Below are 26,878 nucleotides of genomic sequence, written 5' to 3'. Positions count from 1 at the left end.
ACCCCGGAGGCCCTGCGCGCCTTCCTGGAGACCGGCTACCGCCTCGCCCAGGCCGAGGACGACCGCGTCGCCATCGCCCGCATCCTGGCCGACCCGGACTCCGGCCGGGGCGTCAAGCGGGAAGCCGGCGAGGCACTCGACGCGAACACCCCGGAGGCCCTGCGCGCCTTCCTGGAGACCGGCTACCGCCTCGCCCAGGCCGAGGACGACCGCGTCGCCATCGCCCGCATCCTGGCCGACCCGACCATCAGCGCGGCGCTCAGGGCCGCCGCCGAGGAGGCCATCGACGGCACTCCGGAGGAGCTGCGGTACTTCCTGGAGGTCGGGCGGTACGAGGTCGACGGCTGAGCCGTACGGAGAGCGGGTCGCCGTTGATCACCGACCCGCTCGCCGCCGTCAGTGGAAGAAGTGCCGCGTCCCGGTGAAGTACATCGTGATGCCGGCCTTCTGCGCGGCCTCGACGACCAGCTCGTCACGGACGGAACCGCCGGGCTGCACGATGGCCTTGACGCCTGCGGCACCCAGGACGTCGATGTTGTCGGGGAACGGGAAGAACGCGTCCGACGCGACGTACGCGCCCCGGGCCCGCTCCGCGCCGGCCCGCTCCACCGCCAGCTTGCAGGAGTCGACCCGGTTGACCTGCCCCATGCCGACGCCCACCGAGGCGCCGTCCTTGGCGAGCAGGATCGCGTTGGACTTCACCGCGCGGCAGGCCTTCCAGGCGAAGGCGAGCTGCTGGAGCTCGTCGGCGTCCAGCGCCTCGCCGGTCGCCAGCGTCCAGTTGGCCGGGTCGTCGCCGTCGGCCTGGAGCCGGTCGGTCACCTGGAGCAGCGCGCCGCCGTCGATCGGCTTGACCTCGACCGGGGAGGAGGGCCCGTCGGGGCAGCGCAGCACGCGGATGTTCTTTTTCTTGGTGAGCGCCTCCAGGGCGCCGTCCTCGTAGTCCGGCGCGACGATGACCTCGGTGAAGATCTCCGCGACCTGCTCGGCCATCTCCTTGCTGACCGGGCGGTTGACCGCGATCACGCCGCCGAACGCCGACAGCGGGTCACAGGCGTGCGCCTTGCGGTGCGCCTCGGCGACGTCCGCGCCCACCGCGATGCCGCAGGGGTTGGCGTGCTTGATGATCGCGACGCAGGGCTCGGCGTGGTCGTACGCGGCACGGCGGGCGGCGTCCGTGTCCGTGTAGTTGTTGTACGACATCTCCTTGCCGTGCAGCTGCTCGGCCTCGGCGAGGCCGCCCGTGCCTGAGACGTACAGGGCGGCGGGCTGGTGGGGGTTCTCGCCGTAGCGCAGGGTGTGCTCGCGCTCCCAGGTGGCGCCGAGGAAATCGGGGAACTGCGAGTCGTCGACGGGCGCGTAGGAGGAGGCGAACCAGGAGGCGACGGCCACGTCGTAGGCGGCCGTGTGCTGGAAGGCCTCGGCGGCGAGCCGCTTGCGGGTGGCGAGGTCGAAGCCGCCGCTGCGCACGGCGGACAGGACGTCGGCGTAGCGGGCCGGGCTGGTGACGACCGCGACGGACGGGTGGTTCTTGGCGGCGGCCCGGACCATCGACGGCCCGCCGATGTCGATCTGCTCGACGCACTCGTCCGGCGAGGCACCGGAGGCGACGGTCTCGCGGAACGGGTAGAGGTTGACGACGACGAGGTCGAACGGCTCGACACCCAGCTCGGCGAGCTGCCGCCGGTGGTCCTCCAGGCGCAGGTCGGCGAGGATGCCGGCGTGCACGCGCGGGTGCAGCGTCTTGACGCGGCCGTCCAGGCACTCGGGGAAGCCGGTGAGCTCCTCGACCTTGGTGACGGGGACGCCGGCAGCGGCGATCTTCGCGGCGGTGGAGCCGGTGGAGACGAGCTCGACCCCGGCCTCGTGGAGCCCGCGCGCGAGGTCCTCGAGACCGGTCTTGTCGTAGACGCTGACGAGCGCCCGGCGAAGGGGCCGCTTGTTGCTCTCGGCGGTCACTGGATAACTACCTTTCGTCCCTCAATGCGATAGCCGTTGCGGGCGAGCCGCCCCACGACCTCGACGAGCAGCCTTCGCTCGACTTCCTTGATGCGCTCGTGCAGAGCGCCTTCGTCGTCCTCGTCCCGGACCTCCACCACGCCCTGCGCGATGATCGGCCCGGTGTCGACGCCGTCGTCGACGAAGTGGACGGTGCAGCCGGTGACCTTGGCGCCGTACGCGAGCGCGTCCCGCACGCCGTGGGCCCCCGGGAAACTGGGCAGCAGGGCCGGGTGCGTGTTGACGAACCGCCCGCCGAACCGCGCGAGGAACTCCTTGCCGACGATCTTCATGAACCCGGCGGAGACGACGAGGTCGGGCTCGTAGGCGGCGACGGCCTCGGCGAGGGCGGCGTCCCACTCCTCGCGGCTGCCGTAGTCCCTGACCTTCCGCACGAAGGTCGGCAGCCCGGCGCGCTCGGCGCGGGCCAGCCCCTCGATGCCCTCACGGTCGGCGCCGACGGCCACGATCTCGGCCCCGTACTGCTGCGCACCGGCGGCGTCGATCTCGCTGAGCAGCGCCTGAAGGTTGGTGCCGGATCCGGAGACCAGCACGACGAGGCGCTTGGCGCGCGGGGCCACGGGCTTGGCGGCCACGGTGGGGGCCTTTCTCGAAGGGAGCGTCTGTCCAGGCGGCCGGCCTCGGGCGTTTGTGCATTCATACGAATGCTTCGCGCCCCCGGATACGGGGAAGCCTACGAACCGGCCGACCGTCAGCAACGATACCGGCACACCGGGCAGCCCCCACGGGACGGGGGCTTGGCCGGAAGGTAGCGTCTGGGCGGAGCCGGTTCGGGAACGCCGTCCGGACGTGATGCGTTCAAGAGGTGGCGGGCCCGGGTCCGACACCGTTCGGTTCTGTCCACCCATTCCTGCTCAGCAACTCGTTCCTACTCATCAACGGGAAGACGCTCACTTGATGCCGGACCGCAGCCTGCGACTCCTCACGTTCCCCCAGCTGTCGGCGCAGGGAGGGGAGCGCGGCAGCGTGCTGCTGCGGGAGCGCCCCAGCTCACCACCCGACGCGCCGTCGGACGGCGACCGCGGCGACGAGCGAGGGCGCGGGTCCCAGGAGGACAACCCCTTCGCCCCGCCGCCCGAGGGCACCCCGGACCGGCCCTGGCAGCCGCGGCGCCCGTCGGGCGACGACTCCCGGGACGGCGGTGAGGACGACCGCGCCCCCTGGGGCAGGCAGTGGAGCGACCGGCAGCCCGGCCGTTCCTCCGATGGCTTCGGTGAGCGCCCCGGTGGCGGCCCCGAGGGCCCGGGCGGCCCCCAGGGCGGCGCGAACCCGCGCTGGGACCCGACGGATCCCGCCCAGCGCCGTGCGCGCTACGCCCTGCTCTCCGGCATGTGGGCCTTCTTCTTCGCCCTCTTCAGCTGGCCGTACGTGGCGCTGCTGCTCGGCGCGCTCGCCCTCTACTGGGGCATCAGCGCCCTGCGCGCCAAGCCCGGCAGGCCCGACCCGGACGCCCCGGCCCCCGAGCAGACGGGCCGCCCCCAGACGACGGCGGCGGTGAGCGGCCTGGTCACGGCGTCCCTGGCCATCGCCCTGGTCGCCGCGTCGTTCACGGCCCAGCTGGTCTACCGCGACTACTACACGTGCACGAACGACGCCCTCACGAACGAGGCGAAGCAGTCCTGCACGGAGCTTCTGCCGAAGGAACTGCGGGGCTTCCTGGGCACGGACGACTGACGGACGGCCTGCTGCTTCAGGGGGTGTCCGACTCGGGGGTGGGGTCGGGCGGGAGCAGGCGGTCGTAGGGCTCGGGGGCCGGGTCGGCCGGCAGGAAGTCGTACGGCTCGAATGCGGGGTCGTTGTGGTCTTGGCCGCCGGGGTCCTGGGGGCCGCCGGGGGCTTCGGCGAAGGGCGCGTAGGGGGCATAGGCGGCGTAGGGGGCCTCCGGTGCAGGGGATGAGGTCCGCGGCTGCGCGGTCCCGTGGGGCGGGGAGGTAGCGGCCCGGGGACCTCCGTCGGCTCCCGAGGCCCCCGCACTTCCCGTGCCACCGGCGAACCCGGCGATTCCGGTGCGGATGAACCAAGCCCAGGCGGGGCGCGAGCCCTTCCGTTGGGGCTTGCCCTCGGCCGGTTCCTCCCGCTGTTTACCGATACTCGCCCCGTCCGCCCGGGGCGCCCGGCAGTGCCAGGACCGTACGGTCACCGCCGTCGGCACGGCCACCAGCATCAGCCACGCCAGTGTCGCCGTACCCACCTGCCACCACACCGGCCCGAACCGGGCCAGGACGGAGACCCCCAGCGGGCCGCCCGCCAGCGCGGCGAGCCCCGCGAGTACGGCCGCGCTCAGCACGGCCGCGAGGGCGGCGGCACGGGCGGTCCGCCCCGGCGACCAGACGCCACCAGGCGCGCCGCCCGGCCGCGTCCCGCCGTGCTCCCCGGAAACCGCCGCCCGCGCCACGGTCCAGCCGGCGACCACCCCGGCGACCATCGGCACGGCCCCGGCCGCCGCCCAGTGCACCAGCCGCCCCTCCCCCGCCTCCGGCACCGCCGCCAGCAGCGGAAACGGCGGCAGGAACGGGGCCGGTGCGGAGGACAGCGGGCTGACGACCTGGCCGGCGCCGAGGGCGAAGCCGGGGCCGAGGGCGTAGGCGGCGCCCCACACCGCCGCGTTCGGCATCAGGGCCGCACAGAGCAGGAGCACCGCGAACCGGCCCGACCACCCCTCCGTCAGCCGCAGCAACCCCGCCTGGGCCGCCGCCCCGTGCCCCACCAGCGACACCGCCACCAGCAGCGCACCGCCCCCGAGGAGGACCGCCACCCCGGCCGCCGCGGCCCGGGCGGCGGCACCCGGGCGCCCGTCCGGCTCGAGGACCAGCGGCCGTACCGCCGCAGGCAGCACGCCCAGCAGCCGCCGCAGCGGCCCGCCCGGACGGCCGTACGCCGACCACACGCCCACCCCGGCCGCCAGGACGGCGACCAGCGGCACGCACACCCCCGTCCACACCCACGACGGCCGCAGCACACCGCCCGCGGCGTACAGGGCCGCGGGCGCGGCGACAGCGAGGTAGCCGAGGACGACGCCCGTCCAGGCGGTACGCGCGGAGACCAGCGGCGGGCCCGCGACGGCCGAGAGGCCCGGGACCACCGCGAAGCCCGGGACCACCGCGAGGCCCGGGACCACCGCGAGGCCCTCGACTGCCGCGAGGCCCTCGACTGCCGCGATGTCCTCGGCGAAGCCGTCGTCGATGCCGCCGCTCTCGCCCCGCGCCCCGCCGTCCGTGGCGTCCCGCGCCGCCCGGTGCAGCAGCCACACCGGCAGCGCGAGCAGTAGCAGCGGTGGGACGCCCACGGGAGCCGGGACGCCGGCGAGCGTGTCGGTGCGGACCAGTTCCGCTCCGTGGGCCAGCAGCCACAGCGCCGCCGCGACGTGCAGCGCGCCGCCGGGCCCGCTGTCGGGGTACGGCGAGGTGATCCACAGCAGCATCACCGGCAGGGCGAACGCCGCGAGCCCGAGGCCCGCCGCGACCGCACCACCCACAAGGGCGCCGCCCAGTCCGGGCGAACGGTCGCGCATCCGGATGAGCAGGGGCGACGGCGGACGTCGGCGAGCGGTCATCTCGATCACGCCCGCCATGCTCCCAACGACACTCGCTTTCCCGTCGTAACGGGCAAACCATCGATGTGTCGCTCAATATACGTTCATGTACTTTTCTGTACGGAGGGGCGTCCGGTGACACAGAGCCCTGCCCTCCCGCTCCCGCCGCCGAAGGAACGCCGACGCCTGCGCGAGGCAGCCTCGCTGACGCGGGCTCAGCTGGCTTCCCGGCTGGGCGTCACCAGCGAGACGGTGCGCGGGTGGGAGACCGGTCGCTCGACGCCGCGCGGCCGGAAAGGGGAAAGGTACGCGAAGCTGCTGCACTCGCTGGGCACGGAGGCGGACCTGACACCGCCTCATGAGGAGCGCGGCACGGCAGGCGTGAGCGGTCGGAGCCGCCCCTCCGCCGGGGACTGGGGCCGGGCCTCCGGCCGAAACCGGGGGCGCCCGTCCGCCACGGACCGGGGCCGCACCTCCGCCGCGGACCAGGACCGTACCGCCGTCGGCCACCGCAGCCGCGCCTCGGCCGGCGAGCAAGGCCGTACCGCCGGCAGTGCCCGGAGCCGCGGCCCCGCCGCCGACCATCGCCACACCACCGTCGCGGACCACCGTCATACGACCGCCGAGGCCGCCGTCGCCGTCGCCGACCGCAGTCGCACCACCGATACCGACCGGCGCTCCGGCCCCGCCCGGGCGACAGTCTCGCGACGGCCGGACGACGCGACCGCCGCCCTGACACCCGACCAGGCCTTCGACGCGCTGTACGCGTTCTGCGCACCCGCGCTCGTCCGGCAAACTTACCTGCTGACCGGCCGCCGCGAGCTGGCGCGGGAGTCGGTCGAGCGGGCCTTTCACATCGCCTGGCAGCGCTGGCCCGAGGTGGCCCGCGACCGCGACCCGGCGGGCTGGGTGCGGGCGGTGGCCTACGACTGTGCCCTCTCCCCGTGGCACCGGTTCCGCCCCCGCTACCGGTATCCCGAGCCGCCGCCCTCCGACGCCTTCGACCGCGCACTGCTGGACACCCTGCTGAAGCTGCCGCCCTCGTACCGCCGCACGCTGCTCCTGTCCGACGGTGTCGGGCTCGGCCTGCCGGAGACGGCGGCGGAGACGGAGGCGAGCAGCCGCGCGGCCGCGAACCGGCTGACGCACGCGCGGCAGGCGGTCGCCGAGCGGCTGCCGGAGCTGGCGGACCCGGAGGTGCTCCACTGGCGGCTGGTCGAGCTGGCCTCCATCGAGCGGCTGCGGGCCGCCAAACCACTGGTCGTGCGCCGGGCAGGGGAACGCCGGGCCCGTTTCTGGACCCGGGCCGCCATCGCCTTCACGATCGCCCTGATCGGAGCCACGGCCCTCACCGCCCGCACGGCCCCCACACGCTACGAACCGCCGGTGCCGCCAGGCGAGACCGTCCAGGGCGTGCCGCCACCGGTCGCGCCCGGGCCGCTGTCGGAGTCGGAGCGGAAGCTGCGGGCGAAGCTGCGCAAGGAGGAGCAGCGGGGGCCGGTCCGGCTGATGCCGCAGCCACACTGACGCCCGCTTCGCGAAAAGGCGGTGGGCCCGCCCCCGTGCAGGGAGCGGGCCCACCAGTGAGCTGTGCGACTGAGCCGTAGGGCGCTGAAGCCTTGCTCAGCCCGCCCGGCTGCTCAGCCGGCGAGGATCGCGCGCGCCAGCTTCGCCGTCTCGGTCGGCGTCTTGCCGACCTTGACGCCGGCGGCCTCGAGGGCCTCCTTCTTCGCGGCGGCCGTGCCGGAGGAGCCGGAGACGATGGCGCCCGCGTGGCCCATGGTCTTGCCCTCGGGCGCGGTGAAGCCCGCGACGTAGCCGACGACCGGCTTCTTCACGTTCTCCTTGATGAAGGCCGCGGCCCGCTCCTCGGCGTCGCCGCCGATCTCACCGATCATCACGATCAGGTCGGTGTCGGGGTCGGCCTCGAACGCGGCGAGGGCGTCGATGTGGGTCGTCCCGATGACCGGGTCGCCACCGATGCCGACGGCGGAGGAGAAGCCGATGTCCCGCAGCTCGTACATCATCTGGTACGTCAGCGTGCCGGACTTCGACACCAGGCCGATGCGGCCCGGCTTGGTGATGTCGCCCGGGATGATGCCGGCGTTCGACTGGCCCGGCGTGATGAGACCGGGGCAGTTCGGGCCGATGATCCGGGTCTTGTTGCCCTTGGACACGGCGTAGGCGTAGAACGCGGCCGAGTCGTGGACCGCGATGCCCTCGGTGATGACGACCGCGAGCGGGATCTCGGCGTCGATGGCCTCGACGACGGCGGCCTTGGCGAAGGCCGGCGGGACGAAGAGGACGGATACGTTCGCGCCCGTCTTCTCGATCGCCTCGGCGACCGTGCCGAAGACCGGGATCTCGTTGCCGTCGATGTCGACCGACGTGCCCGCCTTGCGGGGGTTCACGCCACCGACGATGTTCGTGCCGTCGGCCAGCATGAGCTTGGTGTGCTTCATGCCCGTGGCACCGGTCATGCCCTGGACGATGACCTTGGAGTCCTTGTTGAGGAAGATAGCCATGGCTGTTTAGTCCCTCGTCCCTTACTTCGCAGCCGCGAGCTCGGCGGCCTTGTCGGCCGCGCCGTCCATGGTGTCCACGCGCTGGACCAGCGGGTGGTTGGCGTCGGAGAGGATCTTGCGACCCAGCTCGGCGTTGTTGCCGTCGAGACGGACAACGAGGGGCTTGGTGACTTCCTCGCCCTTGTCCTTGAGCAGCTGCAGCGCCTGCACGATGCCGTTGGCGACCTCGTCACAGGCGGTGATGCCACCGAAGACGTTGACGAACACGGACTTGACGTCCGGGTCGCCGAGGATGATCTCCAGGCCGTTCGCCATGACGGCGGCGGAGGCGCCACCACCGATGTCGAGGAAGTTGGCGGGCTTGACGCCACCGTGCGCCTCACCGGCGTACGCGACGACGTCCAGGGTGCTCATGACGAGACCCGCGCCGTTGCCGATGATGCCGACCTCGCCGTCGAGCTTGACGTAGTTGAGGTTCTTCTCCTTGGCGGCGGCCTCGAGCGGGTTGGCCGCCTCCTTGTCCTGGAGGGCCTCGTGCTCCGGCTGACGGAACTCGGCGTTCTCGTCCAGGGAGACCTTGCCGTCGAGGGCGATGACCTCACCGGAGGCGACCTTGGCCAGCGGGTTGACCTCGACGAGGAGGGCGTCCTCCTTGATGAAGGTGTCCCACAGCTTGACGAGGACGTTCACGACCTTGTCGGCGACCTCGGCCGGGAACTTCGCGGCCTCGACGATCTCGCGGGCCTTCGCCTCGGTGACACCCTCGTTGGCGTCGATCGGCGTCTTGGCGACGGCCTCGGGGCGGGTGGCCGCCACCTCCTCGATCTCCATGCCGCCCTCGACGGACGCGATGGAGAGGAAGGTGCGGTTGGCACGGTCCAGGAGGAAGGAGACGTAGTACTCCTCCACGATCTCCGGGGCCGTCTCGGCGATCATCACCTTGTGGACCGTGTGGCCCTTGATGTCCATGCCGAGGATGTTGGTCGCATGCTCGACGGCCTCGTCGGGGCTGGCGGCGAGCTTCACGCCACCGGCCTTGCCACGGCCGCCGACCTTCACCTGGGCCTTGACGACGGACTTGCCACCGAGGCGCTCGGTGGCTGCGCGGGCCGCCTCAGGCGTGTCGATGACTTCACCGGCCAGCACCGGTACATCGTGCTTGGCGAAGAGGTCCCTCGCCTGGTACTCGAACAGGTCCACGCGCTTCCGTCCCTATCAGTGATCTCGCGGTTCGTTGTCTGCGTGGGCGTGCCGCGAGGGCAACGTGACGTCCGCTGTCTGTCACAAGGGAGGCGCACACGGTGTCCGAGCGCGCGGCATGTCCGTCTCGCAGGTTATCGCTGCTTGCGAGGGGCCTCTAAATCGAGGGTCACACCTGAGCGGTGATACCTGTCACATGATGCCGCGCTCTCTGGCACGGCGTGCCGGGAGTGAGGGGCCTCACCGGGCTGGGGTTGACCCGGTGAGGCCCGTCTGACACCCCGGCTCTCCGGGGTGCGGGGCGGTTGGTCCCCACCCCAATGGGGACCACCCGACCCCATCCACGAGGTTCCGGCCTCGGACGACCGACGGTTTCGACCGCCCGGAGGGGATGCCTCGTGGAGTCGGTGGGGGGGAGGGGGCGACGGGATCCTTGGGGTGCTGGGTGCTGCGGGTGCCGGGGGGCGGGTTGTGGAGTGCTAGCCGGGGACAGGGAGTGCTAACCGGGGAAGACGGGATGTCCCCGTGACTGTCCCGGGTGCCGACCGGGCGAGAGGGGGCCGCTGCCCCGGGCTGGAGTCTCAGCGGGGCCATGTGGCTCAAGGTGAGGCGTAGGTGTCGCCGTGGCGTGACGTACCGCCGTCGGCCGCGGACCGGTCGCCGAGCGAGTTGTGTCCTGGGCGGCCGGACGGGCTTGCGGGGTCGGTGCATCTGGGGTGCCCCGGGTCTCTGCGTCTCATGTGGCTGGAGTGCTCTGCGACTCCGGCGGCATGGTGCGGCTGGAGATCGATCGGGAGTGCGGGTGCCGTTGGCGAGTCGGACGGGGCGGGCAGCGCTGCCGGCACGGGCAGCTTGAGCGACGACGGCGACGGCGACGGGGAGAAAGACGGCGACGGCAGCGGCAGCGGCAGCGGCAGCGGCAGCGGCGAGGAAGGCGATATGGACGACGAGAAGGAGGACGCATACGCCCGCTCCCCGCACAGAAGCCCGATGCCGAGCACCCCGCCCACCAGCAGCGCCACCCGGAGCGCACGCCACCCGGCCGCTGTGCGCGGCAAGCGCACAGCGGCACCGGGCAGGGCTGCTGACCAGATCAAGAGGGGGAGCTTCCTCCCGTGCTACGGAACAAGCGCAGCGCGACGCACCGCCGAGCAGGCGCCGATCCTCGCACGGGAGTGCGGAGTTGACGCAAGCCCCTTGCTCGCTGACGGGCAGTCATATCCGTTTTGCCGGCCGAAGCCGGACCACTCCGGCCGTCCGCGCGTCACGCCGCGTCGGGTATCGGCAGCGGACGCTTCTCGATCGCCGCCGCCATCACCTCGGGGAACAGATCAGGCGTGCAGGCGAACGCCGGTGCCCCCAGCGCGGCGAGCGCGGCCGCGTGCTCCCGGTCGTACGCCGGCGCCCCCTCGTCGGAGAGCGCCAGCAGCGTCACGAACTGCACTCCCGAGGCCTTCATCGCCGCGACCCGCTTGAGCATCTCGTCCCGTATGCCTCCCTCGTAGAGGTCGCTGATCAGCACGACCACGGTCTCCGCGGGACGGGTGATCTGCGACTGGCAGTAGGCGAGTGCCCTGTTGATGTCCGTGCCGCCACCCAGTTGTGTGCCGAACAGGACGTCGACGGGGTCGTCGAGCTGGTCCGTGAGGTCGACGACCGCCGTGTCGAAGACGACGAGTCGCGTGGAGATCGTCCGCATCGAGGCGAGCACCGCCCCGAACACCGACGCGTACACGACCGATGCGGCCATGGATCCCGACTGGTCGATACAGAGGATGACCTCCTTCTTCGTGGTCTGGGACGCCCGCCCGTACCCGATGAGCCGCTCCGGCACGATCGTTCGGTACTCGGGCAGGTAGTGCTTCAGGTTGGCCGCGATCGTGCGGTTCCAGTCGATGTCGTGATGGCGGGGCCGGTTGATCCGGGCGCTGCGGTCGAGGGCGCCGGTGAGGGTGGCCCGGGTGCGGGTGGCGAGCCGCTTCTCCAGGTCCTCGACGACCTTGCGCACGACGGCCCGTGCCGTCTCCTTCGTCGTCTCGGGCATGGCCTTGTTGAGCGACAGCAGCGTGCCGACGAGGTGCACGTCGGCCTCCACCGCCTCCAGCATCTCCGGCTCCAGCAGGAGCGTGGCGAGACCGAGTCGGTCGATGGCGTCGCGCTGCATGACCTGTACGACGGAGGACGGGAAGTACGTCCGGATGTCCCCGAGCCAGCGCGCCACGGACGGCGCCGACGCCCCGAGCCCCGCCGAACGATCCCGGCCCCCCTGCGGCTTCTCCCCCTTTCCGTAGAGCGCGGCCAGCGCTCCGTCCATCGCCGCGTCCCGCCCGGACAGTTCGCACCCGGTGCCGTCCGCCGCGTCACCGCCGAGCACGAGCCGCCACCGCCGCAGGCGCTCCTGCGCCGGGTCCGTCACCTCGGCCGTCATCCGTGTCCTCCCTCGCGAGGCCGTTCCCACAGCGGGATCACCAGCACGGCCGTCGCCGGCCGGCCTTCCGCCGGCGACCCGTTCCCGTCGGTGTCACCCGGCTCCGCGTTCGGAACCTGCCGCCGCAGTCCGTCGGTCGTCATCCCGTCACCCCCGCCAGTTCGTCGCCGATGTGCCCTGTCACTTCGTCCAGCCCGAGCAGCAGCCGCAGGACCGGCACCACGGCGTCCGCGCGCACCGGGTCGAGCTCTGCCGCGAAGCCGGGTATGCCGGAGCCGGACCCGGTCGCACCGCTCCCGCCCCCCGGCCCGCGCCGGACCAGTTCGCCGAGGGTTCGCCGCACGCCGGGCTCGTATGCCGAGAACGTCCGCCGCAGCAGGGGCAGCACGTCCGTGAACGCCTCCGCCGGCACTGCCGTCAGCCACGCGTCGACCAGCCCGAGCAGCCGCTCGTCGTGCACCAGGAGCATCCCGCCCCCGGAGCCTCCTCCGACGAAGCCCTCGATCCACGCGGCCGCGTCCGGCGGCGGCGTGCCCGGCGACAGGACGAGCCCCATGAGCCGCGCCGCCTCGTCCTGCGCCAACTCCCCGTCGTCCAGCAGGAGCCGGACGGCCCTCCCTCTGATCACTCCGGGTACGGTGTCCCGCCCGCACAGCACCCGCAGCACCGACTGCCATCGGGCTCGCAGGTGACCTTGTCCCTCCGCGGGGGCGTCCCCCAGGAGTCCCACGGCCCCGTGCACGGCGTCGACATGACGCCGCATCTCCTCGGCGCCGTCCGCGTCGAGTGCGGCGCAGGCCGGCGGCAGACCGACGAAGACCCGCTTGGCCAGACCCGCCGCGACCTCCCCCAGGGCCCCGGTGTCCGTGCCGCGCACATCGCCGTAGCGCAGGGAGCGGACCAGGGCCGGCAGCGCCTCGGCGAGCCGGCCGACGTCCGCGTCGAGGGCCGCCCGGTCGGCGAGGATCCGCATCACCGTCGGCAGGGCGTCGGGTAGTTCGGCCAGCAGGCAGCGCTCGGCGAGTGCGGTGACGTCGGCGAGCCCCTGCGCGGTGACGGCGTCCGCCTCCGCCTTGGCGGTCGCGGCGGACAGGACGGTCGTCCCCCACACCCCGGCCTCGGCGACCCGCACCGACAGCTCGGGCTCCCAGCGCAACCGCCACGTCTCCCGGAACGTGCCCGTGCTGCCCCGGGAGGCAGCCGGTTCGCCCCACGCGACGCCGAGCAACCGCAGCCGGTGCAGCAGCCTGCTGCGGGCGGCGTCGGTCTCCTTGCGCAGGTCGAGCTCCAGCTCCCGCTCGAGCGCCTCCGGCTTCAGCCGCAGGCGGCGCTGGAGCCGGGCGAGGTCCCGCTGCAACGGAACCGCCGGGGCCGTCGGCGGCACCTCCCCCAGCACGTCCCCCACGACCAGCCGGTCCCGCACCAGCGCCAGCGGCACGTCCGAGCCCTCGCACATCACCGCCCGCACCGCGTCGGTCGTCTCGCTCAGGCCGGGCAGCGGACGGCCCCGCATCGCGGCGAGGGTCTCGGCCAGCCGCACGGCCTCGATGACGTGCGCGGAGGAGACGAGCCGGTCCTCGGCGCGCAGCAGGCCCGCCACCTTGGTCATCCACCGCTCGACCGGCCGGTCCGGGGCGCTGAACAAGTGCCCGTACCAGCCCGGCGAGTCGATGCCGGCTCCGTAGCCGCTCACCCGGGACAGCCGGCGGTGGGTCCACGGCACCCACGTCATGTCGGTCTTGACCTTGGGCAGCCCCTTGAGCAGGGCCCTGTCGGCGGCGACGGTGGTCTTCCGGCGCAGGGCGGGCACATGCCACGCCCCGCACACGACGGCCACGCCGTCCTCGAACTCCCGCTGCGCGGCCCGCACCTGGAGCCGCATGTACGCCTCGCGCACCAGGTCCCGGTCATGTCCCCCGCTGCCGTAGGTCTCCCGCAGCGCCCCCATGGCCTCCTCGAGCACGGTGAACGGCGCGAGCGCGTCCCCCTCCCCCACGCCCCGGTGCTCCACGACGTCCTCCCACCACCGCTCCGGGTCGTCGTAGCCGGCGGTCTCGGCGAGCACGCCGAGCGGATCGATCCGTACGTCGGCGGGTCCGGAGCCGGGTTCAGGCGCGGGCCCCGAGTCACCCTCGCCGTCCGCCGTCTCGGCGTCCAACGGAGAGTCCCCCTCCACTCCGGCCTCCTCCTGCCTCCCCCACGCCAGCGTGTGCGTGGCCGGCAGGTCGATGAAGCGGGCCGGGACGTCGTGTTCCAGGGCCCAGCGGATGGCGACCCACTCCGGGGAGAACCCGGCCAGCGGCCAGAACGCCGAGCGGCCGGGCTCGTCCACGGCATGGGCGAGCAGGGCGACCGGCGGCCGCATCTCCTCGTCGGCGGCGAGCGGGATCAGGGCATCGGCCTCGGGCGGCCCCTCGATCAGCACGACCCGCGGCCGGGCCTCCTCCAGCGCCGCCCGCACGGCCCGCGCCGACCCCGGCCCGTGATGCCGCACCCCGAGCAACAACGGTCCCGCCCCGGCCGCCCGGCCCACGGCTTCTTCCGAGCCCGTCACTTGATCCCCTCCCCTCGCATGCCCGGTCCCGCAACCGATCCCCGCCCCGCCTCGCTCACACGCTCACCTCCCGGCAGGCCCGGTAGAAGTCCTTCCAGCCGTCCCGCTCGCGGACCACCGTCTCCAGGTACTCCTGCCAGATGACCCGGTCGGCCGCAGGGTCGCGGACCACCGCGCCGAGGATGCCCGCGGCCACGTCGCCCGCTCGCAGCACGCCGTCGCCGAAGTGAGCCGCCAGGGCGAGCCCGTTGGTGACGACGGAGATCGCCTCCGCCGTGGACAGCGTGCCGCTCGGCGACTTCAGCTTCGTCCGGCCGTCGGCCGTGATCCCGTCGCGCAGCTCGCGGAAGACCGTGACCACCCGGCGGATCTCGTCAAGGCCGTCGGGCGCGGGCGGCAGGTCGAGGGAGCGGCCGATCTGGTCGACTCGGCGCGAGACGATGTCGACCTCGGCCTCGGGGCTCTCCGGGAGCGGCAGCACCACCGTGTTGAAGCGGCGGCGCAGCGCGCTGGACAGGTCGTTGACCCCGCGGTCGCGGTCGTTGGCCGTGGCGATCAGGTTGAAGCCGCGGACGGCCTGCACCTCCTGGCCCAGCTCCGGTATCGGCAGCGTCTTCTCCGACAGGATCGTGATGAGCGTGTCCTGCACGTCGGCGGGGATGCGGGTCAGTTCCTCGACGCGGGCCGTCATGCCCTCGGCCATGGCCCGCATGACCGGGCTGGGCACGAGGGCGTCGCGGCTCGGGCCGTGGGCGAGCAGCTGCGCGTAGTTCCAGCCGTACCGGATGGCCTCCTCCGGTGTGCCGGCCGTGCCCTGCACCAGCAGGGTGGAGTCGCCGCTGACCGCTGCGGCCAGATGCTCGGAGACCCAGGTCTTCGCCGTGCCGGGCACACCGAGCAGGAGCAGGGCGCGGTCGGTGGCGAGCGTGGTGACGGCGACCTCGACGATGCGGCGCGGGCCGACGTACTTGGGTGTGATCACCGTGCCGTCGGGCAGCGTGCCGCCGAGCAGGTACGTCGCCACCGCCCACGGCGACAGCTTCCAGCGGGCCGGACGCGGACGGTCGTCCTGCGCGGCCAGCGCGGCGAGTTCGCCGGCGAAGGCGTCCTCGGCGTGCGGCCGCAGTGCTGCTGCCCCGGGTACGTCCGCGGGTGCGCCCGTGCCCGTGTTCGCGGGCGCGGACCCGTTCTGGCTCGGGTCGACGGACGTCGGTTCTACGGACACAGGCATAGCTGAGTCCCCCTCCAGCTCGGCCGGTTCGGATCTGGCATCCACGTTGCACCACACCACTGACAATGCGTTCTGACCTGCGCAAACGTCCCGCCGAAGCCTCTCTCGGACCCGATTGTCAGTGGTGGGATCTACCTTCGGCGACATGACTCAGCAGGGGGTGCGCTGGACCGCGGACCAGGTGCTGGCACTGGCGCCTGACGCCGCATCACGCAAAGCGGGAAGCAAACTCGGCGCGGCGGGGCCGTGGTCCGAGGCGGGGAGTTCCGACGAGGGGACGGTGTGGGGGCTGTGCAAGGGCAGCGGAAGCAAGCCGTATCAGACGGTCGTGGACATCGCGGACGCCTCCGGGCCCGCGTACAAGTGCAGTTGCCCGAGCCGGAAGTTCCCGTGCAAGCACGCTCTCGGGCTGCTGCTGCTCTGGGCGGGCGGCGAGGGAGCGGTGCCGACCGGGGAGGCGCCGGGGTGGGCCGGGCAGTGGATAGCGGGGCGCCGCAAGCGCGCGGAGGAGAAGAAGGCCGGGGACAGCTCCGGTGCGCCGTCCGGGTCCGCTGATCCGGAGGCGGCGCGGCGCCGGGCGGAGCGCCGGGCCGAGCGGGTCACTGCGGGCGCGGTGGAGCTGGAGCAGCGCCTGGCAGACCTGTTGCGCGGCGGCTTGGCCTCGGCGGAGCAGTCGGGCTACGGCCTGTGGGAGGAGACGGCGGCCCGCATGGTCGACGCCCAGGCCCAGGGCCTCGCCTCGCGCGTCAGGGAGTTGGGGGCCATACCGTCCACCGGCCCGGGCTGGCCCGTGCGGCTGCTGGAGGAGTGCGCGCTGCTGCATCTCCTCGGTCAGGGCTGGCTGCGCCGCGAGCGGCTGCCCGGCGCCCTCGCCGCGACGGTCCGCTCCCGCATCGGTCTGCCGGCCTCCGCGGACGGACCGCCGGTGCGGGACCGCTGGCTGGTGCTCGCCCAGTACGACACGGCGGACACCCGCCTGACGACCCGCCGCATCTGGCTGTACGGCGCCGACTCGGACCGCACCGTGCTGCTCCTCTCCTACGGTGCCGCCGGCCGCGCCCCGGAGCTGGCGCTGCCGGTCGGGCTGTCCCTGGAGGCCGAGGTGTCCGCCTACCCGGGCGCCGGGCAGCTGCGGGTGGCCCTGGGCGAACAGTTCACCCCGCCCGCGCCGACGGCGATACGCCCGCGGGGGATGACGACGTCCCAGGCCGCCGCCCGTTACGGCGACGCCCTGCGCGACGATCCCTGGCTGGAGTCCGTCCCGGTGACGCTGGACCGGGTCGTCCCCACCCCGGACGGCGGCTCCTGGCAGTTGGCGGACGCGGACGAGGACACGGCGTTGCCGCTCACACCGGCCGCGCGTTCCCGGCCGGGCCTGTGGCGGCTCGTCGCGCTGTCGGGCGGTGCCCCGGTCCGGGTCTTCGGCGAGTGCGGCCACCAGGGCTTCACTCCGCTGACGGCCTGGCCGGAAGGCCCGGGCGAGGCGACATCCCTGTGCTGAGCCGACGCCGATGCGCATGCACCGGCGCCGGCGGCCCGGCCTTTCCGACCCGACCCGCCTTCCCGTCAAATCCACGAATCTTTCAGGCATCCCGGGACAACCGGTAAGGGTGAGCCTTCAACCACCCCCGGGCGCCCCACGGAAAGGAAGCTCATGAGCAGTACCTCCGCTCCTGCGGCCGCGCCCGCGACGGGTGCCTGGGAGGGGCTCGTCACCACGGCACTGCTGGGCACGGACCGGCGTATGCCGCCGGGCACCGGGCCGGGCCCGGCGGCACCGGTGGCCCTGCTGGACGCGGCGGCCGTGGAGACCGTACGGCGACGAGCCGGTCTGCGTCCGGCGCGGGCGGCGGAGCGTCCGCAACCGGCCCCGGAAGACCCGCGTCCGCCTCTGCCGCAGGCGGCCGCCCGCAGACTCGCGATACTGCTGGCCGACCGCCCGGGCGCGTCCGGCGGCGGTCGTCGGGGCACCGCGCCCGCCCTGACGGAGCTGCTGCCCCAGTGGCTCGCGACGGCCAACGCCCGTGGTTTTGCTCCGCCTGCGCACCTGCTGCCCGCCCTGCTGGACGCGGCCCGGGGGCGTACGGACCTACGTCCGGCGGCGCTGGAGTTCGCGGGGCCGCGGGCCCTGTGGCTGGCCCGGCTGAACCCGGACTGGCGGTTCGCCCTGCGCTCGACACCGGGCGGCGGAGCGGCCCTGCCGCATCTCGATGACGCCGACAGCATCCGGCGGCTGTGGCAGGAGGGCCTGTTCGCCGAACGGGTCGCCCTCCTGTCCGCTCTGCGCTCCCGCGAACCGGCCGCCGCGCGCGACCTGCTCGCGACGACCTGGGCGACGGAACGGGCCGAGGATCGGCTGATGTTCCTCGACTCCCTGCGCACGGGCCTCGGGCCGGACGACGAGCCGTTCCTGGAACAGGCCCTGGCCGACCGCAGCCGCAACGTCCGGGCGACGGCGGCGGAGCTGCTGTCGGCACTGCCCGGATCGGCGCTCGCGGCACGGATGGCACTCAGGGCGGAGGCGTGCGTCGCCATCGACCACATGCAGCCCACCCAGCCCGCCCAAGCTGCCCCGGCCACCGGATCCACCGTGGCCACGCCGACGATCACCGTAGAAGCGCCGCACGCGTGCGATCCCGGCATGGAGCGCGACGGCGTCGTGGCGAAGGCGCCCGCCGGGCGCGGGGAACGGTCGTGGTGGTTCGGCCAGTTGGTGGAGGCGGCCCCGCTCGGGACCTGGTCGCGGCGGCTGGGCGGGCGGACGCCCCGGGAGATCGTGGCGCTGCCGGTCACGGACGACTGGCAGGGCGAACTGCACGCGGCGTGGTGCCGGGCCGCCGTGCGCCAGCGGGACGCCGAGTGGTCGCGCGCGCTGCTCGGAGAACCCTCGGCGCCGGAAGCGGGCGGCCCGGGCGCGGTGTCCCTGGCCGAACGCGCCAAGCTGCTCGGCACGCTGGACGCCGCCGAGCGGGCCGAGTGGGTGGCCGGCTTCATCGCGGCGCATGGCCTGTCCGAAGCGTTTCAGCTGCTCGGGGTGTGCGCGGTGCCATGGGCGCCGCCGCTCGGCCGGGCGGTGGTGGACGCGCTCAACATCGCGCGGGACGCGGGGAGTTATCCATGGAGTTTCAGCGGAGTCATGGGCCTGGCCGAGCGCTGCCTGGACCCGTCCGAGGCCGGTCGCCTCGACGCCTTGCTGGCCGTACCGGACGAGGCGGAGAACGCGTCTCCCGGCGCCGGCGGCTACTGGGCGGAGGCGTTCCAGCGCCTGGTCACGACGCTGCGCCTGCGCGCGGCGATGACGGAGGAGCTGAACACTTCCTGACCCCGGCCCGCGTCACGGAGCCCCGTGGCCACCCACCGGCCCCGGCCCCGGCCCCGGCCGACCATAACCACCCGCAGACAGACCGTAACCACCTGCAGACAGCACCCCGGGCAGACCATCACCCCCGGCGGACAACCCCCCGGTCCGCCGGCGCCCCACCCGGCACCACCGCCGGAGGCCTACGCCCCGGCCGGCTGGCGTGCGTTCGCCCGGACCCAGTCCACGATCGACGCGGTCGTCGCGCCGGGCGTGAAGATCTCCGCGACGCCCTTCTCCTTCAGCAGGGGAATGTCCGCCTCGGGGATGATCCCGCCGCCGAAGACCAGGATGTCCTCCGCGTCCCGCTCCTTGAGCAGGTCGATCACCGCGGCGAAGAGCGTGTTGTGCGCGCCGGAGAGGATGGACAGCCCGATCGCGTCGGCGTCCTCCTGGAGCGCCGTGTCGACGATCTGCTCGGGAGTCTGGTGGAGCCCGGTGTAGATGACCTCCATACCGGCGTCGCGCAGCGCCCGCGCGATGACCTTGGCCCCGCGATCGTGGCCGTCGAGGCCCGGCTTGGCCACCACCACGCGGATCGGACCGGCTGCCACACCCATCACTGCCTCCATGAAGCGACTACATCCATCCGTATCGACAAGTACCGCACATATCGCGCTCGCCGTACACGCCGCACCGCAGGGACACCCTGCCCCGATTCGTCCGGGCAAGTGAACGAACGTTATCTCCAGGATCCCGCCACCGGCAGTTTCGCGGTGCGGACCGAGGGGGAAATCACACGATGGGACAAGCGCAAGGGGAGCCGCGACGAGGTCGCCGTACCGCCGCCCCACCCACCACGCACAGCGGCGGTACGGCACTTCGGCGAAGGCACGCGGGACACGCAGGGCACGCACAGCACGCAGGGCAGACACGGCGCAACAGCGGGGAGCCTCGTCGCCGCACCGACAGGGGACCTCGTCGCATCACTGGCGTCACATGCGCCACTAGCCGCGCTCCGTCCCCGCGGCTCACGCCGCTCACGCAGTCATCAGCCGTCTTCGCCGCTGCTTTCCACGAGGGCATACGGGGGGCGGCAGGCCTCCCGCGTGCCGACAGGAGGTCGGCCATGAAGGTCACCAGGGCTGCTCTGCCCTTTCTTCCGTTCTGCCAGCGTCTGCTGCCGAGCCGCCTGGCGGGACTCTCGCTGGCACTCCTGAAGGCGACAGCCCTGGAGATCGCGATTCTGGCCGGGCATCTCCTCCTCTATCCCTCCGGCATCACGCAGGAGCGACGGACCCCCACCCCGGCCCTGCCCACGGCCGGAGCCGCCCAACTGCCCACGGAGGCCAAGCCCCCGGTCGTCCTGCTGCACGGCTTCATCGACAACCGCTCGGTCTTCGTCCTGCTGCGCCGCAGCCTCGCCCAGCACGGCAGGCAGCAGATCGAGTCCCTCAACTACTCGCCGCTCACCTGCGACATACGCGCCGCGGCCGAGTTGCTCGGCCGCCACATAGAAGAGGTCTGCGAGCGCACCGGAGCCCAGCAGGTCGACGTCGTAGGGCACAGCCTCGGCGGCCTGATAGCGCGTTACTACGTGCAGCGGCTCGGCGGCGACACGCGTGTGCGGACCCTCGTGACACTCGGCACGCCGCACTCGGGCACCCGGGTGGTGCCCCTGGCCAACGCGCACCCCATCGTGCGCCAGATGCGCCCCGGCTCGCCGGTGCTCGAGGAGCTCACTCGGCCGGCGCCGGGCTGCCGTACGCACTTCGTCAGCTTCTGGAGCGACCTGGACCATGTGATGGACCCGCTGGAGACAGCCTGCATCGACCATCCCGATCTGACGGCGCAGAACGTGCGGGTGACCGGCATCGGTCATCTCGCCCTGCCCGTGCACCCCGCCGTCGCCAACGGAATACGGCAGGTTCTCGACACAGCCCACGAGGGTGAACCATCCGTCGGACGGACCGGCGGTCTGACGGTGGCCTGAGACTCGTCATACAGGCAGGCACACGGCGTCGAAGCACCGATCAGCCTCGAACAAACTTCGAACACAGGGCCAAGCCCGTGCCCGCAGTCCGCCAAAACACGTCCGAATGCCCGTTTCCTGCGCGCGCGAAACCTGCCGAAGATTGTCGTGCCCGCGTACCGCCGGGTACAGTCGCCGCACTGCTCTGGCAGCCCCTGTTGTCGAGGCGAAAGAGAAGTTGGTGAACGACCGTCACCCGTCGGGGACCATGACCCCGGCTCCGGCTTCCGACGCCGACTCGGCGCACTACGCGTCGTACGGCACCCAGGAAGCCCAGTACGGCGACTTCACCACGTACGGCGACTACGCCGCCACCGGATTTGACACCACCGGTACGGACGGCGCCGGTTTTGACGCCACCGGCCACACCACCGCGACGTTCGCCACCGACCCTCTCTTCGGCGACATGCCGGGCAGCGGCCACGACACGGGCGCGTACGACACCGGCCACTGGCCCACCGGCACGCACGGCAACCCGCACTACGACGCGTACGCGGCCCAGCACCACGCCGCCTACGACACCGGCGTGTACGACACGACGTCCTGGACGGCCGAGCAGCAGCCGCTCCCGGGCATCCCTCCGCAGGCCACCTCCCCGGACAGCACCGGGCAGTGGGACACCGGCGCCTGGCTCCAGCCCGACCAGTCCGGCAATCCGGCCGACGGGACCCAGCAGTGGGAATGGGGCACCCAGGCCTTCGACACCGGTGCCTACGACGCCACGCAGTGGAACACCGACGGCGCCGGCGCCCCGGCCCCCGACGCGTACGAGCAGCACGGCGAAACCTTCGAGCAGCACGATCGCGCGACGTTCGAGCAGCACGAGAGCGCGACGTTCGAGCAGGTCGCCTTCGACGAAGCGGACGGGGCCGCCTACCACGACCCCGCCACGGACGGCGGCGAGCCGGCCACCACCGGCGAACTGCCCACCGTCGTCCCGCTCCTGGACGGTCAGGAAGAGGCCGGCCCGCGCGCCGGCTCACGGGCGGCCGCGCGCGCCGGGTCCCGTTCCCGCCGCCGTACGCCGCCCAAGCGCTCGGCGCTGCTGACCATCGCGGTGCCCTCGGCGTGTGTGATGGGCGTCGCGGGCATCGCCGCCGCCTCCGTCGGCACCTTCTCCGACGACGGCGCCGCGGAGGCGCAGACGACCGCGGCGGACGTGCAGCCGGTGAAACCGGCCACCGCCAACAACAAGCTGGACACGCAGCTCCAGAGCCTCGCCGCCGGCGCGGACGACTTCGCCGACCGGGCCAGCCGTACGCAGGAGCGCATCGACCTCAAGGCCCAGCAGGCGGCCGAGCGCAAGCGCGCGGCGGAGGAGGCGGCCCGGAAGGAACGGCTGCGCCCCAAGTTCGCCCTGCCGGTCGCCCGGCACGGACTCAGCGCCTACTACGGCCAGTCCGGCATCAACTGGATGTCCCTGCACACCGGCATCGACTTCCCCGTCTCGTACGGCACGACCGTGATGGCCGCGACCGACGGCACCATCCGCACGCAGTGGAACAGCGCGTACGGCAACATGCTGATCCTCACCGCGAAGGACGGCACGGAGACGTGGTACTGCCACCTCTCCACCTACACGGTCCCCTCCGGTACGACCGTGAAGGCCGGCGATCCGATCGCGCGCTCCGGCAACTCCGGCAACTCGACCGGCCCTCATCTGCACTTCGAGGTGCGCCCGGCCGGCGGCTCGGCGATCGACCCGCTCCCTTGGCTGCGCAGCCACGGCATCGACCCGACCTAACCTCCCGTCGGCCCCCGCCCGTCGGGCGAACGGGGGCTCGTCTGATACCCGGGGTTCGTCCCCTGCCGCTACAGCTTCTCCACCGGCGCGTACCGCAGCAGCAGCCGCTTCGGCTTGGTGTCCCCGAAGTCGATGGTCGCCTCGGCGTTCCCGCCCGTGCCCTTCACCGCCACGACGGTCCCGAGGCCGAACTGGTCGTGCGTGACCCGGTCCCCGACGGCCAGGGACACGACCGGCTTCTCGGAGGTCCGGCGCGTGGCGAAACCGGACGCGCCCGACGCCGACGAACGCGAGCGGGACGACGACAGCGAGGCCGCCACCCCGGAGACGGGGCCGGAGGACGCGGGCGCGGTCGCTCCCGTCCGCTTCCACTCCACGTAGGCCGGCGGGATCTCCTCCAGGAAGCGGGAGGGCGGGTTGTACGAGGGCTGGCCCCAGGCGCTGCGCAGGGTGGACCGGGTCAGATACAGCCGCTCCCGCGCGCGTGTGATGCCGACGTACGCCAGGCGCCGCTCCTCCTCCAGCTCCTTGGTCTGGCCGAGGGCGCGCATGTGCGGGAAGACGCCGTCCTCCATGCCGGTCAGGAAGACGACCGGGAACTCCAGGCCCTTGGCGGTGTGCAGGGTCATCAGCGTGATGACGCCGTCGCCGTCCTCCTCGTCGGGGATCTGGTCGGAGTCGGCGACCAGGGCGACCTGTTCGAGGAAGTCGGACAGCGTGCCCCCCGGGGCGGCAGCCCCTGGCGTCTCCGCCTCCTCGCCGCGCTCCTGCTCGAACTCCATGGCGACGGCGGCGAGTTCCTGGAGGTTCTCGATCCGGGTCTCGTCCTGCGGGTCGGTGGAGGCCTGCAACTCGGCGAGGTACCCGGTGCGTTCCAGGACGGCCTCCAGCACCGTGGCCGGTCCAGCGCCGGACTCGACGATCGTGCGGAGGTCCTCCATCAGCGTGTTGAACCGCTTGACGGCGTTGGTGGAGCGCGCGGCCATGCCGTACGCCTCGTCGACGCGCTTCAGCGCCTGCGGGAAGCTGATCTTCTCCCGCTGGGCGAGGGCGTCGATCATCGCCTCGGCGCGGTCGCCGATGCCCCGCTTGGGGACGTTGAGGATCCGGCGCAGCGGCACCGAGTCCTCCGGGTTGGCCAGCACGCGCAGGTAGGCCAGGACGTCCCGGACCTCCTTGCGCTCGTAGAAGCGGACACCGCCGACGACCTTGTAGGGCAGGCCGACGCGGATGAAGACCTCTTCGAAGACACGGGACTGGGCGTTGGTGCGGTAGAAGACGGCGACGTCACCGGCCTTCGCCTCGCCGGCGTCCGTGAGGCGGTCTATCTCGTCGGCGACGAACTGCGCCTCGTCGTGCTCGGTGTCGGCGACGTAACCGGTGATCGTGGCGCCCGCGCCCGCGTTGGTCCACAGGTTCTTGGGGCGGCGGGACTCGTTGCGCTCGATGACCGCGTTGGCCGCGCTGAGGATCGTCTGGGTGGAGCGGTAGTTCTGCTCCAGCAGGATCGTCGTCGCGTCCGGGTAGTCCTCCTCGAACTGGAGGATGTTGCGGATCGTCGCACCGCGGAAGGCGTAGATCGACTGGTCGGCGTCACCCACGACGCACAGCTCGGCGGGCGGGACGTCATCCGGGCCGGGCGGTACGTCGACGGGGTGCTCGGAGGTGCCGACGAGCTCCCGGACGAGGGCGTACTGGGCGTGGTTGGTGTCCTGGTACTCGTCCACCAGCACGTGCCGGAAGCGGCGGCGGTAGTGCTCGGCGACGTCCGGGAAGGCGCGCAGCAGGTTGACCGTCGTCATGATCAGGTCGTCGAAGTCGAGGGCGTTCGCCTCGCGCAGCCGCGACTGGTACATCGCGTAGGCCTGGGCGAGGGTCTTCTCGAAGCCGTCCGTGGCCTGGGCGGCGAAGTCCTCCTCGTCGATCAGCTCGTTCTTCAGGTTGCTGATCTTGGCGCTGAAGGACTTCGGCGGGAAGCGCTTGGGGTCGAGGTCCAGGTCGCGGCAGACCAGGGCCATGAGGCGCTTGGAGTCGGCGGCGTCGTAGATCGAGAACGAGGACGTGAAGCCGAGCTTCTTGCTCTCGCGGCGCAGGATGCGCACGCACGCGCTGTGGAAGGTCATCACCCACATCGCGTTCGCCCGCGGTCCGACGAGCTGCTCGACGCGCTCCTTCATCTCGCCGGCGGCCTTGTTGGTGAAGGTGATCGCGAGGATCTGCCCCGGGTGCACGCCCCGCTCGGCGAGCAGGTGGGCGATGCGGTGCGTGAGCACGCGGGTCTTGCCGGAGCCGGCGCCGGCCACAATGAGCAGCGGGGAGCCGGAGTGGACGACGGCGGCGCGCTGGTTGTCGTTCAGCCCCTCCAGGAGGGCGGCGGTGTCCACCGGCGGGCGCGGGGCGCCGTCGCGGTAGTAGGCGTCCCGGTCCGGGGGCACGTCGAACTTCCCGCCGAACAGATCGTCCGGAACCGGCTCCGGTACGTGATCGTCCTCGGGTGGCGGCGGGGGCTCGTCCGCGGGGCCCCGCTGGGCCTGGAGGTCCGCCAGGAAGCTGTCGTCAAAGAGGCTGCTCATCGCTCTCCGAGTCTAGGGCGCCCCACTGACAGCCCGCCGCCGCCCTGAGAACATCGCCGAAAGGAACCCCTGGTCACTCTTCATCCCCGCGCGGTCACGGTCCGCTACGGCCGTCACAATTATGACGAACCCATGACCAACCCCCTCCGCCGATGACTCTCGGCGACGCCCTCAGCTAAGGTCACGAAAATGTATCGGGCATATCGCCCATCAACCTTCACAAGGGCCACACGAGTTGGCTACCGTGCGGGCAGGCCGCACGACCCCCACCGGCGAACGTCGCCGGGCCGCGCGGCCTCCGCCGAGTCCGGTGTGCCGCAGCGGCAGCCGGAGCCGGGGACCCAACCGAGAACTCTGGGGTGAATCGGCCGGACTCCCTTCGCGGAGACGGCCGTAGGGCAACCCTTCCGATGTACCCGCCCGAACCCGACAGCTAACCCGGTAGGCGGAGCATGGAAGGAGTCGCCTCCCTTGGCGTCGCACCGCAAGTCGCGTCCCGCTGGTACGCGCGTCGCAGGTATACGGACCCCCGCCCTGGCAACGGCGGCCCTCACGTCCGTCGCCCTGCTGTCCCAGTCGGCCAACGCCGCCCCCGAGGCCGACGACAAGCCGAGTCTCGAGGAAGTCGAGAAGAAGGTCGACGACCTGTACCGCCAGGCCGAGTCGGCGACCGACAAGTACAACTCGGCCAAGGAGAAGACCACCAAGCAGCGCAAGCGCGTCGACACCCTCCTCGACGACGTCGCCAGGCGCACCCAGAAGCTCAACGAGGCACGGGAGGAACTCGGTTCCTTCGCCGCCGCCCAGTACCGCACCGGCGCCTCCGCCCCGGACACGGCGACGTTCCTGCTCGCGGACACCCCGCAGGACTACTTCGACCAGACCCAGCTGATGGACCGGATGACCGGCCGTCAGAAGGTCGCGGTCGACGACTACGTCACCCAGCAGTCCGAGACGATGAAGAAGCGCCAGGAGGCCACCGAGAGCCTCGAGACGCTCACCGAGGCGCAGGACGACCTGAAGACGGCCAAGGCCACCGTCCAGCGGAAGCTCGCCGACGCGCGCGACCTGCTGTCGAAGCTGACCGCCGAGGAGAAGGCACGGCTCGCGGCGATCGAGCGGGAGAAGCAGCAGGAGGCCGCCCGCAAGGCCGCCGAGCTGGCCCGGCAGCAGGCCGCGCAGCAGCAGGCGCAGGAGCAGGCCGCCCAGCAGCAGGACAGCGGCTCCTCGTCGGCGGGCTCCGGCTCGTCCACCTCGACGGCCCCGGCCGGCTCCTCGTACGCCACCAAGGCCGAAAAGGCGCTCGCCTTCGCCCGCGCCCAGATCGGCAAGCCGTATGTCTGGGGCGCCGTCGGCCCCGGCTCCTACGACTGCTCCGGGCTCACCCAGGCCGCCTGGAAAGCCGCGGGCGTCACCCTGCCGCGCACGACCTACGACCAGGTCAACGCCGGCACCACGGTCCCGCTGGCCGACGCTCAGCCCGGTGACCTGGTCTTCTTCTACGACGACGTCACCCACGTCGGCATCTACATCGGCAACGGCATGATGATCCACGCCCCGAAGCCCGGCACCTACGTGCGCGAGGAGTCGATCTACTACGACGGCGAGTCGGCGATCCACAGCGTGGTGCGGCCGGCCTGAGGGCCCGTAGACCCGTGAAGGCACGCGTGCGTGGGGCGCTCTCGCCTTTTTGAGGCGCCCGCGCGCGTGCCCCGCTCGCAACGCGTGCTGCGCCTCCTAGC

18 protein-coding genes and 1 riboswitch are annotated in these 26,878 nt (G+C 72.6%); of the genes, 8 read left to right on the top strand and 10 right to left on the bottom strand.

From position 1 onward, the window contains the following. The coding region (locus AC07F0_RS10695) for an ALF repeat-containing protein (RefSeq protein ID WP_478976859.1) at nucleotides 1–348 on the top strand (348 nt) is incomplete at its 5' end. A gap of 48 nt (nucleotides 349–396) precedes the next feature. Here the strand turns inward: AC07F0_RS10695 and purH are convergent. After that, a complete protein-coding gene (gene purH / locus AC07F0_RS10690) occupies nucleotides 397–1,959 on the bottom strand; it encodes a bifunctional phosphoribosylaminoimidazolecarboxamide formyltransferase/IMP cyclohydrolase (protein ID WP_478976856.1) in 1,563 nt (520 codons plus the stop codon). Then, nucleotides 1,956–2,594 (bottom strand): phosphoribosylglycinamide formyltransferase, encoded by a 639-nt coding sequence (purN, locus tag AC07F0_RS10685; protein WP_478976853.1) that lies wholly within the window; start codon nucleotides 2,592–2,594, stop codon nucleotides 1,956–1,958. Before purN ends, purH begins: the two co-directional genes overlap by 4 nt. A 322-nt stretch (nucleotides 2,595–2,916) precedes the next feature. On the opposite strand from purN, the gene AC07F0_RS10680 reads away from it, so the two are divergent. Further along, nucleotides 2,917–3,693: a hypothetical protein gene (locus tag AC07F0_RS10680; RefSeq protein ID WP_478976850.1), complete on the top strand. Its 777-nt coding sequence runs from the start codon at nucleotides 2,917–2,919 to the stop codon at nucleotides 3,691–3,693. A gap of 16 nt (nucleotides 3,694–3,709) precedes the next feature. On the opposite strand, the gene AC07F0_RS10675 is transcribed toward AC07F0_RS10680, so the two are convergent. Then, nucleotides 3,710–5,590: a cell division protein PerM gene (locus AC07F0_RS10675; protein WP_478976848.1), complete on the bottom strand. Its 1,881-nt coding sequence runs from the start codon at nucleotides 5,588–5,590 to the stop codon at nucleotides 3,710–3,712. A gap of 96 nt (nucleotides 5,591–5,686) precedes the next feature. Here AC07F0_RS10675 and AC07F0_RS10670 point away from each other — a divergent pair, with 96 nt between their 5' ends. Next, nucleotides 5,687–7,078 carry a sigma factor-like helix-turn-helix DNA-binding protein gene (locus AC07F0_RS10670; RefSeq protein ID WP_478976845.1) on the top strand — a complete coding sequence of 464 codons (1,392 nt, stop codon included), beginning with the start codon at nucleotides 5,687–5,689 and terminating at the stop codon, nucleotides 7,076–7,078. 113 nt (nucleotides 7,079–7,191) lie between these two features. Here AC07F0_RS10670 and sucD read toward each other — a convergent pair whose 3' ends face one another. From sucD to AC07F0_RS10645, 5 genes are all read right to left on the bottom strand, one after another. Further along, nucleotides 7,192–8,076, bottom strand: a complete 885-nt coding sequence (gene sucD, locus AC07F0_RS10665) for a succinate--CoA ligase subunit alpha (RefSeq protein WP_010036416.1) — start codon at nucleotides 8,074–8,076, stop codon at nucleotides 7,192–7,194. 21 nt (nucleotides 8,077–8,097) lie between these two features. Further along, nucleotides 8,098–9,276 carry an ADP-forming succinate--CoA ligase subunit beta gene (sucC, locus tag AC07F0_RS10660; RefSeq protein WP_356925078.1) on the bottom strand — a complete coding sequence of 393 codons (1,179 nt, stop codon included), beginning with the start codon at nucleotides 9,274–9,276 and terminating at the stop codon, nucleotides 8,098–8,100. A gap of 1,264 nt (nucleotides 9,277–10,540) precedes the next feature. Next, nucleotides 10,541–11,704 carry a VWA domain-containing protein gene (locus tag AC07F0_RS10655; RefSeq protein WP_436729050.1) on the bottom strand — a complete coding sequence of 388 codons (1,164 nt, stop codon included), beginning with the start codon at nucleotides 11,702–11,704 and terminating at the stop codon, nucleotides 10,541–10,543. 139 nt (nucleotides 11,705–11,843) lie between these two features. Then, entirely contained in the window at nucleotides 11,844–14,258 is a 2,415-nt protein-coding gene (locus tag AC07F0_RS10650; RefSeq protein ID WP_478976842.1) for a DUF5682 family protein, read from the bottom strand. Between the two features lie 55 nt (nucleotides 14,259–14,313). Further along, a complete protein-coding gene (locus AC07F0_RS10645) occupies nucleotides 14,314–15,489 on the bottom strand; it encodes an ATP-binding protein (RefSeq protein WP_478976839.1) in 1,176 nt (391 codons plus the stop codon). Between the two features lie 145 nt (nucleotides 15,490–15,634). On the opposite strand from AC07F0_RS10645, the gene AC07F0_RS10640 reads away from it, so the two are divergent. Next, nucleotides 15,635–16,990, top strand: a complete 1,356-nt coding sequence (locus tag AC07F0_RS10640; RefSeq protein ID WP_478976836.1) for an SWIM zinc finger family protein — start codon at nucleotides 15,635–15,637, stop codon at nucleotides 16,988–16,990. 153 nt (nucleotides 16,991–17,143) lie between these two features. Further along, nucleotides 17,144–18,811, top strand: coding sequence for a DUF5691 domain-containing protein (locus AC07F0_RS10635; protein WP_478976833.1), 1,668 nt, complete (start codon nucleotides 17,144–17,146; stop codon nucleotides 18,809–18,811). A gap of 179 nt (nucleotides 18,812–18,990) precedes the next feature. Here the strand turns inward: AC07F0_RS10635 and AC07F0_RS10630 are convergent, their stop codons facing one another. Continuing rightward, complete coding sequence (locus tag AC07F0_RS10630) at nucleotides 18,991–19,407, bottom strand: coenzyme B12-dependent isobutyryl CoA mutase small subunit (protein ID WP_037673345.1); 417 nt, start codon at nucleotides 19,405–19,407, stop codon at nucleotides 18,991–18,993. A gap of 509 nt (nucleotides 19,408–19,916) precedes the next feature. Between AC07F0_RS10630 and AC07F0_RS10625 the strand changes: the two genes are divergently transcribed. Together AC07F0_RS10625 and AC07F0_RS10620 are read left to right on the top strand one after the other, a co-directional pair. Then, a complete protein-coding gene (locus AC07F0_RS10625; RefSeq protein WP_478976831.1) occupies nucleotides 19,917–20,780 on the top strand; it encodes an esterase/lipase family protein in 864 nt (287 codons plus the stop codon). Between the two features lie 106 nt (nucleotides 20,781–20,886). Next, the gene (locus tag AC07F0_RS10620; protein WP_478976828.1) at nucleotides 20,887–22,563 is read left to right on the top strand and encodes a M23 family metallopeptidase; all 1,677 of its coding nucleotides are present in this window, start codon (nucleotides 20,887–20,889) and stop codon (nucleotides 22,561–22,563) included. A 68-nt stretch (nucleotides 22,564–22,631) separates the two neighbouring features. On the opposite strand, the gene pcrA is transcribed toward AC07F0_RS10620, so the two are convergent. Next, complete coding sequence (gene pcrA / locus AC07F0_RS10615; RefSeq protein WP_478976825.1) at nucleotides 22,632–25,136, bottom strand: DNA helicase PcrA; 2,505 nt, start codon at nucleotides 25,134–25,136, stop codon at nucleotides 22,632–22,634. 289 nt (nucleotides 25,137–25,425) lie between these two features. Continuing rightward, nucleotides 25,426–25,599: riboswitch (cyclic di-AMP (ydaO/yuaA leader) on the top strand. 8 nt (nucleotides 25,600–25,607) lie between these two features. Between pcrA and AC07F0_RS10610 the strand changes: the two genes are divergently transcribed. Then, complete coding sequence (locus AC07F0_RS10610; protein WP_478976823.1) at nucleotides 25,608–26,777, top strand: C40 family peptidase; 1,170 nt, start codon at nucleotides 25,608–25,610, stop codon at nucleotides 26,775–26,777. Nucleotides 26,778–26,878: the final 101 nt, after the last annotated feature.

This window comes from Streptomyces sp. NPDC045955 (assembly GCF_056430805.1).
This window is presented reverse-complemented; position numbering and strand designations above follow the sequence as displayed.